13 protein-coding genes are annotated in these 13549 nt (G+C 61.1%); 1 reads left to right on the top strand and 12 read right to left on the bottom strand.

Annotated elements, in window-relative coordinates; all coding sequences use genetic code 11:
* Positions 1-210: 210 nt before the first annotated feature.
* The 12 genes from GIW79_RS18325 to GIW79_RS18270 form a co-directional block, all read right to left on the bottom strand.
* A complete protein-coding gene (locus GIW79_RS18325) occupies positions 211-975 on the bottom strand; it encodes an ABC transporter ATP-binding protein (protein WP_034126849.1) in 765 nt (254 codons plus the stop codon).
* A 13-nt stretch (positions 976-988) separates the two neighbouring features.
* Positions 989-2107 carry a succinylglutamate desuccinylase/aspartoacylase family protein gene (locus tag GIW79_RS18320; RefSeq protein ID WP_054897987.1) on the bottom strand — a complete coding sequence of 373 codons (1119 nt, stop codon included), beginning with the start codon at positions 2105-2107 and terminating at the stop codon, positions 989-991.
* 9 nt (positions 2108-2116) lie between these two features.
* Entirely contained in the window at positions 2117-2827 is a 711-nt protein-coding gene (locus GIW79_RS18315; RefSeq protein ID WP_003189226.1) for an ABC transporter permease, read from the bottom strand.
* The gene (locus tag GIW79_RS18310; RefSeq protein ID WP_236453908.1) at positions 2824-3552 is read right to left on the bottom strand and encodes an ABC transporter permease; all 729 of its coding nucleotides are present in this window, start codon (positions 3550-3552) and stop codon (positions 2824-2826) included. Before GIW79_RS18310 ends, GIW79_RS18315 begins: the two co-directional genes overlap by 4 nt.
* A 57-nt stretch (positions 3553-3609) precedes the next feature.
* Positions 3610-4389 carry a transporter substrate-binding domain-containing protein gene (locus GIW79_RS18305; RefSeq protein ID WP_014717255.1) on the bottom strand — a complete coding sequence of 260 codons (780 nt, stop codon included), beginning with the start codon at positions 4387-4389 and terminating at the stop codon, positions 3610-3612.
* A gap of 310 nt (positions 4390-4699) precedes the next feature.
* Complete coding sequence (locus GIW79_RS18300) at positions 4700-6334, bottom strand: ATP-dependent DNA ligase (RefSeq protein WP_236453911.1); 1635 nt, start codon at positions 6332-6334, stop codon at positions 4700-4702.
* The gene (locus tag GIW79_RS18295) at positions 6331-7335 is read right to left on the bottom strand and encodes a ligase-associated DNA damage response exonuclease (protein ID WP_054897985.1); all 1005 of its coding nucleotides are present in this window, start codon (positions 7333-7335) and stop codon (positions 6331-6333) included. The genes GIW79_RS18300 and GIW79_RS18295 overlap by 4 nt, the downstream gene beginning before the upstream one ends.
* Positions 7336-8115: 780 nt before the next feature.
* Complete coding sequence (locus GIW79_RS18290) at positions 8116-10557, bottom strand: penicillin acylase family protein (RefSeq protein ID WP_054897984.1); 2442 nt, start codon at positions 10555-10557, stop codon at positions 8116-8118.
* A 239-nt stretch (positions 10558-10796) separates the two neighbouring features.
* Positions 10797-11003: an SEC-C metal-binding domain-containing protein gene (locus GIW79_RS18285; RefSeq protein WP_057975615.1), complete on the bottom strand. Its 207-nt coding sequence runs from the start codon at positions 11001-11003 to the stop codon at positions 10797-10799.
* Positions 11000-11482, bottom strand: coding sequence for an LEA type 2 family protein (locus tag GIW79_RS18280; RefSeq protein WP_054897983.1), 483 nt, complete (start codon positions 11480-11482; stop codon positions 11000-11002). The genes GIW79_RS18285 and GIW79_RS18280 overlap by 4 nt, the downstream gene beginning before the upstream one ends.
* Before the next feature lie 21 nt (positions 11483-11503).
* Positions 11504-11974, bottom strand: coding sequence for a YchJ family protein (locus GIW79_RS18275; protein WP_034125936.1), 471 nt, complete (start codon positions 11972-11974; stop codon positions 11504-11506).
* Positions 11975-11978: 4 nt separating this feature from the next.
* Positions 11979-12476: a DUF6231 family protein gene (locus GIW79_RS18270; protein ID WP_034125937.1), complete on the bottom strand. Its 498-nt coding sequence runs from the start codon at positions 12474-12476 to the stop codon at positions 11979-11981.
* Between the two features lie 179 nt (positions 12477-12655).
* Between GIW79_RS18270 and GIW79_RS18265 the strand changes: the two genes are divergently transcribed.
* Complete coding sequence (locus GIW79_RS18265; protein WP_034125938.1) at positions 12656-13414, top strand: hypothetical protein; 759 nt, start codon at positions 12656-12658, stop codon at positions 13412-13414.
* Positions 13415-13549 lie beyond the last annotated feature (135 nt).

Here is a 13549-nt window from a genome sequence, read left to right as displayed (position 1 = left end):
CGGACGCTCTGGAGGGGTTAGTTCAAAGACCCCTGAGGCAGCGCCGACGTTCAACTGCCTAATGCCATTCAGTCAAGCAGAAGCGCTGCCCTGTGGCGAGGGAGCTTGCTCCCGCTGGACTGCGTAACAGTCCCAGTCTTTTTGAGCAAAGAGCGGGGGCCGCTTCGCGCCCCAGCGGGAGCAAGCTCCCTCGCCACAGCAAGCTCGCTCCTACTTCAAATTGCCACTCAGAAACTGTTGCAGGCGTTCGCTTTTCGGATTGCCCAGCACATCCTCCGGCAAGCCCTGCTCCTCCACCAGACCCTGATGCAGGAACAGCACCTGGCTTGAAACCTTGCGCGCAAAGCTCATCTCGTGGGTCACCATAATCATGGTGCGGCCTTCCTCGGCCAGGCCCTGGATCACCTTCAAAACTTCGCCCACCAACTCCGGGTCCAGCGCAGACGTGGGTTCATCGAACAGCATCACCTCCGGCTCCATGGCCAGGGCGCGGGCGATGGCGACACGCTGCTGCTGGCCGCCGGAGAGGAACGCCGGGTATTGATCAGCCACGCGCGCCGGCAGCCCGACTTTGTCCAGGTAGCGGCGGGCACGGTCTTCGGCGTCCTTTTTACTGCAACCCAGCACGCGGCGCGGGGCCATGGTGATGTTTTCCAGCACGCTCATGTGGCTCCACAAATTGAAGTGCTGGAACACCATCGCCAGCCGCGTGCGCAAGCGTTGCAACTCGGCGTCGTCGGCTACGCGCATGCCATGGCGGTCGCTGACCATGCGAATCGCCTGGCCGTCCAGGGTCATGGCGCCATCGTTGGGGGTTTCCAAAAAGTTGATACAGCGCAGGAAGGTACTCTTGCCTGAGCCACTGGCGCCGATCAGGCTGATCACATCCCCGGTCTTGGCCTTGAGCGACACACCTTTGAGCACTTGATTGTCGCCATAGCTTTTGTGCAGGCCTTCAACGGTCAGTTTGTACATGTGGCATGCATCCTCAAGGCGAAAGTAGATAACCGCTGCGGTAGGCCTGTGTGCCGGCAACATGGCAGATCACCATGCCGGCCGTGGCCATGCGGCGTAGCGAACGGGCGTAAAGCAGCCCGGCGTGCTGGCAGTGCACAGGCGTCACGCGGTCGGTAATGGGGTCGATGATTTCAGCGACCAATTGCCCCGCCTCCAGGTATTCCCCCGGCAGGGCGCTGAACACGAGCAAGCCACCCACCGTAGTCGTCACTGGCTCCACCGCCGCCAACGGCGTAGCCGGGTAGGCCAGGGCAGGCAAGGGGGCTGCATCGCCGCGAATGGCGCCGAAGTGGATCAAATAATCAATGATGGCCTGGCAGTCCAGCGCGGCGAGGCCGTGGTTGACATCGCCCTGGCCACGCAGCTCGACGGTCACCGACAAGCTGCCCATGGGGATCGGGTAGCGTTCGCCGAAGCGTTGCTGCAACTGCCACCACAGCAGGGTGAAACACTCGTCAAAAGACTGCCCACCGGAATCGGTGGCCAACAGGTTGGCCTCCGAGCCCAGGTAGCGCGCCAACGGTTCTACCTGTGGCCAGGCTTCGGGCGTGGTGTACAGGTGCGCCACGGCTTCGAAGTCGCAATGCAGGTCCAGCACCACGTCGGCATCACAGGCCAGGCGTTGCAGCACCAGGCGTTGGGAGTGCAACTGGGTCTGGGCGGTGTGCGCGGCCAGGGCGTGGAACAGTGCGCTGCGGATCAATTGGGCATTGCGCTGCGGATCATCGCCCAGCAGGTCTTCGACCTGGTTACCGACGTCTTCGCTGAGGTCGACAAACAGGCGATTGAAGTTCTGCCCGCTTTCCAGTTCGTAGCGGCCCAAGGGGATATCCATCAATACCTGTTCCAGGCCCACCGGGTTGGCGACGGGCACCAGCACGATTTCGCTGCGCAAGCGCCCGGTCGCTTCAAGTTCTGCCAGGCGCGCCTTTAAATGCCAGGCCACCAGCATGCCTGGCAATTCATCGGCATGCAGGGAGGACTGGATGTACACCTTGCCTTCGGGCTGCTGCGGGCCGAAGTGAAAACTGTGGATCTGCCGCGCCGTGCCGGGCACCGGCGCGATCAGATCATGTAGCTGGTGGCGCATGCAAACTCCTTAGTGGCTCGGCCCGAGAAAGGCCAGCCAACGGCGTTCCGCCAGGCGAAACAGGCCGACCAGGGCAAAGGTCACCGTCAGATAGATCAGTGCGGCAATGCCGAATGACTGGAAGGTCATGAAGGTGGCGGAGTTGGCATCCCGCGCCACTTTGAGGATATCCGGGATCGTCGCGGTAAAGGCCACGGTGGTCGAGTGCAGCATCAGGATCACTTCGTTGCTGTAGTAGGGCAACGAGCGTCGCAACGCGGAAGGCATGATCACGTAGGCGTACAGCTTCCAGCCGCTTAGGCCATAAGCCTTGGCCGCCTCGACTTCGCCGTGGGCCATGCTGCGGATTGCCCCGGCGAAAATCTCCGTGGTGTAGGCGCAAGTGTTGAGGGCGAAGGCGAGCAGGGTGCAGTTCATCGCGTCGCGAAAGAACGCATCCAGCACCGGTTGTGCTCGTACGGCGGCAAGGCTGTAGATGCCGGTGTAGCAGATCAGCAATTGGATATAGAGCGGCGTACCACGAAACAGGTAGGTGTAGAACTGCACGGGCCAACGCACCAGGCGCTTGCGCGAAACGCGGGCGATAGACAGTGGAATCGATACCAGAAAACCAATGACCAGTGAGGCGCTGAGCAGCCACAAGGTCATGGCCAGACCGGTGATGTGCTGGCCGTCGCTGTAAAGAAAGGGGCGCCAGTATTCTTGCAATAGCTCAATCATCGCACTGCCTCCCGGGCGCCTGCGGAGTAGCGACGTTCAAGTCGGCGCAAAACAAAGTTGGAGGCGCTGGTGATCAACAGGTAGATCAGCGCGGCCAGCACCAGGAAATAAAACAGTTTATAGGTGCTCTTGCCAGCGTCCTGGGCGGCTTTTACCAAGTCTGCGAGGCCGATGATCGACACCAGTGCGGTGGCCTTGAGCATCACCATCCAGTTATTGCCGATGCCCGGCAGCGCAAAGCGCATCATCTGCGGGAAGGTCACGTAGCGAAACCGCTGCCCGCGCTTGAGCCCGTAAGCGGTGGCGGCTTCGAGTTGGCCGCGGGGCACGGCGAGGATCGCACCGCGAAAGGTTTCGGTGAAATACGCACCGTAGATAAAGCCCAGGGTGATCACCCCGGCGCTGAACGGGTCGATCTCGATGTATTCCCATTCCATAAAGTCGGTAAAGCCACTGAGCCAGGTTTGCAGGCTGTAGAAAATCAACAGCATCAGTACCAGGTCCGGCACACCGCGAATCAGAGTGGTATAGAGCTGGGCGGGGATACGCACAATGGCCAGGCTGGACAGTTTGGCGCTGGCGCCGAGCAGGCCCAGCAATACGCTGACGGCCAGGGACAGCACCGACAACTTGATGGTCATCCAGGTGCCTTGCAGCAACAGCGGGCCGAAACCCTTCAGGCTGAATGCGCTCAGCCCGAGGGTTTGCAACAGATCTTCGAACATAAATCAGGACCTATGGCGATAAAAAAGCGCCCCACCCGAAGTAGGGCGCCCCAGGCATTATTTGCCGCTGTACAGGTTCAGATCGCCAAAGTGTTTCTTCTGGATAGTGGCGTAGGTGCCATCATCGTGTAACGCTTTGATACCTTTATCCAAAAGCGCCTTGAGTTCAGTGTTACCTTTTTTGATACCGATAGCGGTTTTCGACGGCAGCAGTGGGTCGTCGATAGCTGCGCTCACTTCATAGCCAGCACCGGCTGGCGACTTGAGAAAGCCCAGTTCGGCTTGGAGCATGTCCTGCACGGAAGCGTCAAGGCGCCCGGAGGTCAGATCGGCGTACACCTGGTCCTGGTTAGCGTAAGCCTTGGTGGTCACCCCGGCTTTATCCAGTACGGCCTTGGCGTAGGCTTCCTGGATGGTGCCTTGCTCGTAACCCACGGATTTGCCTTTGAGAGATTCTGGCGTCGAATAGCCAGCGCCTTTCTTGAACACCAGCGAAGTCGGGCCGGAGAACAGCTCAGAGGAGAAGTCGATCGCCTTCTCGCGCACTGGGGTCACGGTCATCGACGAGATCACGCCATCGAATTTATTGGCTTTCAGGCCCGGGATCATTCCGTCGAAGTCACTTTCGACCCACTTGCACTTGACCTTCAGCTCCGCGCAGATCGCATTGCCCAGGTCGATATCGAAGCCCACCAGGCTGCCGTCGGCGGCCTTGGATTCGAACGGTGCGTAGGAAGGGTCGACACCAAAACGCAATTCCTTGTATTCCTTGGCTGTAGCAACACCAGCAGCCATGCACAGAGCCAGTGCAGAAAGGGTCAGCAATGCTTTTTTCATTATGTAATCCCTGGAAACCAAGATAAGCGCTTGTGGCGCGATTAGGACTGTTACTGAACGGTGTCAGACCCATCACAAGTAGCAATTTCTGCACCATAGTTCCGGATGGGCTTTTTAAACGGTGGGATAAGGCAGTTCCAAGTGTAGGCGGCGCTCAAAAATGGGCATGAAATTTCCAGTGCACCATTCTGGAGCTGTCACTTATCAAGAAGGTGGGAGCTGGCTTGCCTGCGATAGCGGTGGGTCAGTCGTTCTATGGGTAACTGACTCACCGCTATCGCAGGTAAGCCAGCTCCTACAAGGGGCCGGATCAGGCCAACAGGTCTTGTAGCGTGGCCAGGTTGTCCGCTTCATCCACCGCCTTGTCCTGGCGCCAGCGCAGCATTCGCGGAAACCGCACCGCAATCCCGCTCTTGTGCCGCTTGGACAGAGCAATCCCTTCAAAACCCAGCTCAAACACCATGCTCGGCGTCACGCTGCTGACCGGGCCGAACTTCTCCACTGTGGTTTTGCGCACAATGGCGTCGACCTTGCGCATTTCCTCGTCGGTCAGCCCGGAATACGCCTTGGCGAACGGCACCAGAGTGCGCTCGCTGCCTGGCGGGCCGTCCCATACCGCGAAGGTGTAGTCGCTGTAGAGGCTGGCGCGCCGGCCATGGCCGCGCTGGGCGTAGATCAACACGGCGTCGACGCTGAAGGGATCGACCTTCCACTTCCACCACAGGCCCATGTCCTTGGTGCGGCCCACGCCGTAGAGGCCGTTGCGATCCTTGAGCATCATGCCTTCCACGCCCAGGCTGCGAGAGGCTTCGCGCTGCTCGGCCAAGGCTGCCCAGGTCTTGCCTTCCAGCAAGGGCGAGGGCAATAACACCGGTTGGTTGCACGCAGCGATGACCTGTTCCAATTGGGTACGGCGTTCGGCTTGGGTGTGGTTGCGCCAGTCGTCGCCCTGATACTCCAGCAAGTCGTAGGCGAGCACGGCCACTGGCGCATCCTCAAGGACTTTTTTACTCAGGGTCTTGCGGCCAATGCGCTGTTGCAGCAGCGCGAAGGGTTGCACCGAGTCTTTCCACACCACGATTTCGCCATCGATCACCGTACCGTCGGGCAGGCCACTGACCAGGCTGTGGAGTTCAGGGAAACGTTCAGTCAGCAACTCTTCCCCGCGAGACCAGACCCACAGGCGGCCCTCGCGCTTGACCAGTTGTGCGCGAATGCCATCAAACTTCCATTCCACCTGCCAATCGGCGGGTGAACCGAGCAGGGTGTCGAATTGCTCCACCGGTTGCGCCAGCCCGTGAGCCAGAAAAAACGGATAGGGTTGCCCGCCACGTTGCGCGTGCTCGTCAGACGATTCGGCGGCGATCAGCTTGAGATAGCCCTCGGCTGTGGGACGGTTCGACAAATCGGTGTAGCCCACTAGCCGCTGCGCCACGCGTTTGCTGTCGAGATCGGCCATGGCGGCGAGGGCGCGGGTCACCAGAAGTTTGGATACCCCGACCCGGAAGCTGCCGGTGATCAATTTGATGCACACCATCAGGCTCGGTTGGTCCAGTTGCGCCCACAGCGCCGGCAGCCGGTCTGCAAGGTCCAAGGGTGGCAGACCGCGCAGGGGCAGCAGTTTTTCTTCCAGCCACACGGCCAGGCCGTCTTCGGATGTGTAGGTGGATTCTGGCAGGAGCAGGGAGATGGTCTCGGCCAAGTCACCTACGGACTGGTAGCTCTCTTCGAACAGCCAGGGTTCGATACCTGCCGCTTCGGTGGCCATGTCCCGTAGCAGGCGCGTCGGCGCCAGCTGTCGTGGTCTCCCGCCGCTAAGAAAGTACACCGCCCAGGCCGCATCGGCTGGCGGCGCCTGCAGGAAGTAGGCTTGCAGGGCCGCAAGCTTGGCATTGCTGGAAGTGGTGGCGTCGAGGTTGGCGTACAGCTCGGCGAAGGCTTTCATGCAGTAGCCTCTTCTTCGTCATCGCCGTATTCGGTGCTGAAGCCTTGGGCATCCAAGCCCTTTTCCCGCAGGTGGCGTACCAACACACCGACCGAACCATGGGTGACCATCACCCGTTGTGCCCCGGTTTGTTCGATGGCCCACAACAAGCCGGGCCAATCGGCGTGGTCCGAGAGCACGAAGCCACGGTCCACACCGCGTCGCCGTCTGGTACCACGCAAGCGCATCCAGCCGCTGGCGAAGGCGTCGCTGTAGTCGCCAAAGCGGCGCATCCAGGTACTGCCTCCGGCGGAGGGCGGTGCGATGATCAGGGCTTGGCGCAGCAGTGGGTCGGTCTTTTTGAAGTCGCCGGCATACAGCGTCTCGGGGATGTAGATGCCCGCTTCGCGGTACACCCGGTTCAACGGTTCGACCGCGCCGTGGCTGAGGATCGGGCCGATGCTGGCGTCCAGCCCATGGAGGATGCGTTGGGCCTTGCCGAAGGAGTAGCAGAACAACACGCTGGCTTTGCCGCTGGCGATATTGGCCTGCCACCAGTCATTGATCCCGGCAAAAATCTGCGCCTGGGGCTGCCAGCGGTAAATCGGCAGGCCGAAGGTGGATTCGGTGATAAAGGTGTGGCAACGCACCGGTTCGAAGGGCGCGCAGGTACCATCGGGTTCGACCTTGTAGTCGCCGGACGCCACCCAGACTTCGCCCTGGTATTCCAGGCGTACCTGGGCCGAGCCCAGTACATGCCCGGCGGGATGGAAACTCAAAGTCACGCCGTGATGCACCAACCGTTCACCGTAGGCCAGGGTTTGCAGGTTAATGTCCTGGCCCAGGCGCCAGCGCAGGATACCTTCGCCGGGGGCGGCGGCCAGGTAGTGTTGATTCCCGGTGCGGGCGTGGTCGCCGTGGGCGTGGGTGATGACCGCACGTTCCACTGGGCGCCAGGGGTCGATATAAAAATCACCGGCAGGGCAGTAGAGGCCTTCGGGGCGGGCGATGACAAGATCCATGGGGTTGCCGGGGCGGTGGGCTTGTTACTTATGAGGTGGGGCTGGGTGCAGAAGTTCTATCTGAATGCAGGTGGTGCAAAGGTGGGCTTGCCTTCAATGCCGGCCTGAAAGCCGACACCTATCTACCTGACACCCGACCATCCAACTGTGGGAGCTGGCTTGCCTGCGATGGCGGCCTGACAGCCGAAGCTGTTATCTGTGTACATATCCATTTCTGCGGTAACGGCCACTTAGGGTTCCGCTTTTACAGCGGGTCACTTTTGGAAAAGAGCCCGGAATGCCGGCCCAGCCAAAAGTAACCAAAAAGGCTCTTGCCCCACCACTCGGCACCTCGCTTGGGCTCGGTGTGCCCGTAATCCGCCAGTGATTTGGGGGGCCGCCGCCACGCGCCATCCATGGCGCGGGGCGGCTAAACCGGCATCCCTGCCGGTTTACCCCCCAAATCACTGTCGAATTCCGGCCAGCGTGGTTTGACGGGGCGCCTAAGATCAAGATCAAAAGCAGATCAAGAGCAAGATCAAGAGCGGCTCGCTTCGCATCGTGGTTACCGTCGGCTGCTATCGCAGGCAAGCCACAATGCCAGTCAGTCAAGCGGTCATCGCCGACTGTAGGAGCGAGCTTGCTCGCGAAAATCGTCAACGATAACGCGTGCTTGCTGAATGAAAGCGGCGCCTGTGAGTTTTTCGCGAGCAAGCTCGCTCCTACAAAAAGCCCTTAACTGACTGGCATTGAGGCAAGCCAGCTCCCACAGCGTTATCCAGTTTCGTCAGGGAAGCCCGGTTACTTACCAGGCGTCAGGGTCAACCTTGTCTTGCCGTACACCTTTTCAAAGTTCTGCGGCTGCATCGGAAAGCTCAGGTATTGCGCCTTCAGCGACGGGTCGATGCCATTGGCATAGTTCGGGCTGGCCGGGTTGCCGGATTGGCCGATGCCGCCCTGGCCCATCATCGGTTCCACTTGGCCGAAGTCGATGATCATGCGCAGCGCCGACACCTGGGTCGCGTTGAAATCCTGGCCCCAGCTATACGGCGCCGGGTTCAAGGTGTTGTGGTCGCCACCGCTGGCAAAGGGGCCGCGGATGACCTGGCCGCTGGTATTTTTCCAGGTGGTGCTGTGCAACTTGCCCCACTGCCAGGCCTTGTGGTCGGCGCCCAGTTGGCTGTCGCCAGTAGTGATGGCGGCGGCCAGGGTGCGAGCCAGGATCGCGGGTTTGTCTTCTATTTGCGGTGTACGCGTGTCATCCCAGAATGGGCTGTCTTCACGGCCCAGCAGGTGGTCGGCGATGGCCGAGTAGGACAGGCTGGCGTTGCTGGCGAAGGCTTTCCAACTGGCGCTGTTTTCCGGGCCGAGTTTGTCCAGGAAGATCTGCCGGGCGCTTTCCTGCAGGAACAGTTCGTAGATTGCCGCGTCAGCCGAGGTGGTTGCCAGCCGACCATCGAAAGTCATCAGGCGCTCCAGTGCTTCGCGGGCCTTGGCACGTTCCGCTGTCGGCAGGGCCTCGATGGCCTGCTTGAGCGGCTGGGCCATGCCGGGTGCCTGGAACATGTTCTTGAGCTTGGCGGCGAAGAGGGTGGTCTGGTCGTATTGCATGGCGATCAGGCTGCGGCTGTCATGCTTGCCGGCGTTGGCCAGTTGCGCCAGGCGCTCGCTGCGCTCCGGTGCATCCCAGGCGTTGGACAGTTGCATGCCGTAGCCACGTGGCGCGGTACGCTGGTTGGCGGTGCCGATCCAGCCTTGGGCCGGGTCCTGGTCGTACGGGTGCAACATCGCGTCGGCGTAGCCGTCCCAGTCAAAGCGCGTGTCCCAGCCCGGCGATGGCAACAGGCCTTCGCCTTCGCGGCGGTTGGGGAAACGGCCGGTGACCTGCCAGCCGATGTTGCTGGCGTCGGCGAAGATCATGTTCAGGCCGATGGCGCGAATCTCGCGGGTAGCATCCGAGGCCTTGCCGGCGTTTTGTGCGCGGGACAGGTCGAAGAACGCATCCAGGCTCTTGTCGTCCTTGAAGTCGGCGGTTTGCAAGGCCAGGCCAAGACCGCTGGTGAGCGCCTGGCTGCTGTTGAGCAGAGCGCCGTGGCGGGTTTCGTACACCACTTCGCGAATCGAGCGCTGGCCCTTGATGAAGAAGGTTTCGTTGCGCACGCCGGCCGGCAGCCATTTGCCGTTGTTCTCGTAGTACAGCGCACTGCCCTGGCGTTTGACCTTCTCCAGGAACAGGTCCTGGGTGTCGCCCTTGACCGCGCTCATGCTCCACGCCACTTTGCCGTTGAAACCCGCCAGCAGGGTCGGCAGGCCGGCAATCGAAGCACCGACGGCCTGGTATTTGGGCGCACGAATCTGCACGTAGTTCCACGGCGACGGTGCTTGTGGCTGAGCGGCGATATCGTTGGCCAACAGGCTTTTGCCGCTGCGGCTGCGTTGTGGGCCAATGGCCCAGTTGCTTGAGGTGGTGACGCCCAGGGCATTGAGGTCGCGCAATTGCTGGCCCACCGTCTCCAGCCCGGCGAGGCCGGTGATCTGGTTCAGGTTGACGCCTTTGAGCTTGTCGGCTTCGGCCAGCGGGACGGGTTCGTCCGGTGCGCTTGGGGTGAGCCAGGCGAGTTTGTCGACGCCGACCTTTTGCGCCAGCACCAGGGACGAAAGCTCCTCCTGCAGATTGCTCGACTGGCTGAAGTTGAGCAGGCAGAACAGCAGCGCCGAATCTTCCGGCTTCCAGTACTCGGGCTTGTAGCCGCTCTGGGCCAGGTCCGTCGGCAAGTTGTCGCGATAACGGAACAGGTAGGCGTTGACGCCTCGGGCATACACTTCAAAGAAGCGTTTGAGGCGCGGCGATGAGGCGTTGTACAACTCGCCAGCGCTTTTCTTGAGGTTGACCGCCCGCATAAAACGGTCGACGTCCAGCACTTGCGGCCCCGACATTTCCGCCAGACGGCCCTGGGCTAGCAGGCGCAGGGTGACCATCTGGGTGATGCGGTCGCTGGCGTGTACGTAACCGAGGCTGAACAAAGCGTCGTGGAAGGTGTTGCTTTCAATCAGCGGCATGCCTTGGGCATTGCGGCGCACCGACACATTCTGTGCCAGGCCCTTGATTGGCTGCACGCCGGCAACGGGCGGCAGGGTGTCCTGGGTGTTCTGGAGCTGGCAACCGGCCAGGCCCAAGGCACTGACCACTGCCGCGGCAACGCCGAACCGGGGAAGAAAATGTAAGAGGGCTGGCGAGGCCATGGCAAAGCTCCTGCGGGGGGTAGCGTCAGTAAAGGCGCTACGTTAGTGAGCGCGGCGAAACGACGCAAGCGGGAGTTTTGGCAATTGCGTGAGAACTTGAAACAGCCACCAATCGAGGTGGCTTAAGGTTTTGTAGGAGCGAGCTTGCTCGCGAGAAACCCATAGGCGCCGCGTTTACTCAGAAAACGCGCGCTATCGTTGACGTTTTTCGCGAGCAAGCTCGCTCCTACTCGTGCGGTTTAAGCACCGTGGCACTTCTTGAATTTCTTCTCGCTGCCGCACGGGCAAGGATCGTTGCGACCGACGTCCTTCAATGCATTGCGCACCGGCTCTTGATGAGCGTGGCCGCAGTTCGGGCCGTGGACATGGCCGTGGTCGTGATCATGATCATGGTGGTCGTGATCGTGGTTGCAGTCAGGACCATGGACATGGGGTTGCTGTGTCATCGATGTTGCTCCGGAATAAAATCGCCGGGGATTATCTCGCCATTGTGTGCCACCTGCACGTCATTACCGATGAATAATCCGGTTTTCAGTTCGCCTTCTAAACGATAAGGCACGGGCCGGTCGGGATTTTTCAGCATCTGCACCACCTCACGCACCTGTGGCCAGAGGTTGGTGCGCACCGAGACCTTGAAGAATTTATGACCGCGTGGCGGTACGGTCAGCCACTCGTTGGACTCGCCTTCGGTCAACACCAGATTGCCCAGGCTGACCTTGTAGACCAGGCCGCGCACGGTCAGGTCGGCGTCGTCGCGGTTGTCCACGCGAAAGTACAGCTTGAATTTCTGTTCCAGCAGCTTGGCCCGCACCACTTCGACCTTGACCAGGGAAACGTGAGGGGGCGGCGCGTCGTCTTCGAACCAGGACGCGCAGCCGGTCAGGCCCAGGGTCAACGCCAGCATCAAGCTATACATTCGAAGCATGGCGCTATCCCCGTCGAGTGATTAGAAGTAGCTGGAACAGCACTTCTTGAATTTCTGCCCGCTGCCACACAAACAGGCATCGTTACGTCCGGCCTTCACTTCTACCGTAGGATCGATGAAGTACCAGCGCCCTTCATTCTGTACGAAAGAAGACTGCTCGCGGTGACTATGTTCACCGGCAGCGTCATGCCAGCGCGCGGTAAAGGTGACAAAGGCGTGCTCAGGCTGGCCGCCGAATACCTCGGAGCTTTCCACCTCCAGGCCCAGCCAGGTGCTCTGGGCACTCCAGGCGGCAATGGCGTCGCGGTCCAGGCCGGCCTGTTGCGCAGGCAGCGTAGTGGCGACCAGGTAATCGACCAGGCCCAGCACATAGGCGCTGTAGCGCGAGCGCATCAACGCGCTGGCGCAGGGGGCCGGGTGGCCGGCGTGATAATGGCCGCAGCAGGCATCCAGCAGATTGCCGCTGCCGCACGGGCAAATGGATGTACTCATCGGGTTACCACCAATACTTTCCGAAGTTTTCCGGGTTGGCCCAGAAGCGGGCGTTGAGCCAGTCCGGCACCTGTTTATAGTCAAGCAGATCATAGGTAAACAGCGTCAGCACCTGATCATCGCGTTGGAAGCGTTCGCCGGCTTGCAGGGCCAGGGAGAAAAAGTCGGTGTCCTTCCAGTCGCAGGCACCCAGGTCGACCAGCACGGCAATGCGGCTGGCGTTGAGGTTACGGATGCCTCCGAGCAGGGTCAGGCCCTGGGGTTTGGACAGGTGCTCCAGGCAGTCGACCACCAGCGCGAGGTCAAAGCGCTGCACGGCGAGGTCTTCCGGCAACGGCCCTGGCGCGGCATAGAACACCTCGGTATCCGCGTGCGCAGCCCGGAAGGCATCCAGCGCCGGAAATTGGCTGGCGCCCACTAACAACAGGCGTTTTGGCCTGTGAAGGTCCAGCAGGGCCGCCAAGGCTTGTTGGGGCGTACGGGCAGAAATTCCAGCGGTCATTGCAGATCCTCGCATCAAGACCGTAGAGACTAGCGCGGCTGGGCGCGTGGGCCTAGAGCGCGGCGGTCGATACCCACCGAGGTGGAATTGAAGTTTTTTGATCCTTCACTGGCAAATCGCCGGTAGAAGTCGTTACTGTGCGCTCAAAGAAAAATTTGAAAACACTCAGGAGCCCCATGATGCGTAAGGTTTTTCTGTTGGCCCTGTTGGTCAGCCCCGTTGCCCTGGCCCAGAGTGTCAGTGTCGAAACCAACTCGTTGATGCGCTTGCCCAGCAGTACCAGCGTGTTGCAGCTCGAGCGCCTGGACGTGGCGGACTACGGCACCTTGCTGATTCCGGCCACCATCAGCCAGGTCACGGTGGATGAGCTGCACTTGGGGCGCGACGCACGCATCACCATTGTGCCTGGCAATACCGCCTTGCAAATGCAGGTACGCGAGGCGCAGTTGGAGCACGGTAGCCAGATCACTTCACGGGGCGCCCCCGGCACCCACGAAAAACCCGCCAAGGCTGGGCGTGATCTGACCTTGCGCATTAACTCGCTGACTGCCGAAGCGCTGTCGGTGGATGCCCGTGGTGGCGCTGGAGCCCAAGGATATGCGGGCCTGGACGGTGCCAACGGCGTGGACCCGGGTTGCACCTGGGGTTCAGCCGGGCGCGGCTTTAATGGCGATAACGGCGGCGATGGCCGGCCAGGGGCAGCGGGCGCCCAGGTACGCCTGGAGTTGCCACAGGAATTCCCGGCTGAACAGATCAAGGTCTGGGTCGATGGCGGGGCTGGAGGCCTGGCGGGTGTTGCAGGTAAACCCGGCAAGGGCGGGCAGTCCAAGGGCTGCCTGGTGTACCGCGCGGACGGCGGCGAAAAGGGCCGGCCAGGGTTGGAGGGGCAACCGGGGCCGGCTGGGCCTGCGGGGTCTGTGACTATCCAGCGGCTGTAGGAGCCAGCTTGCTCGCGCAAAACGTCAACGATAACGCGTGCTTCCTGAATAAACGCGGCGGCCGTTAGTTTTTCGCGAGCAAGCTCGCTCCTACACGCGTTAGGGCAAGCCTACAGCCCAAAACATCGGCCGGGC

Origin of the sequence: Pseudomonas sp. PA-7-1E (assembly GCF_021605325.1) — a bacterium.
Lineage (GTDB): Bacteria > Pseudomonadota > Gammaproteobacteria > Pseudomonadales > Pseudomonadaceae > Aquipseudomonas > Aquipseudomonas fluorescens_BV.
Note: the sequence above shows the minus strand (reverse complement) of the source record. Positions and strands in the feature narration are given on the sequence as shown.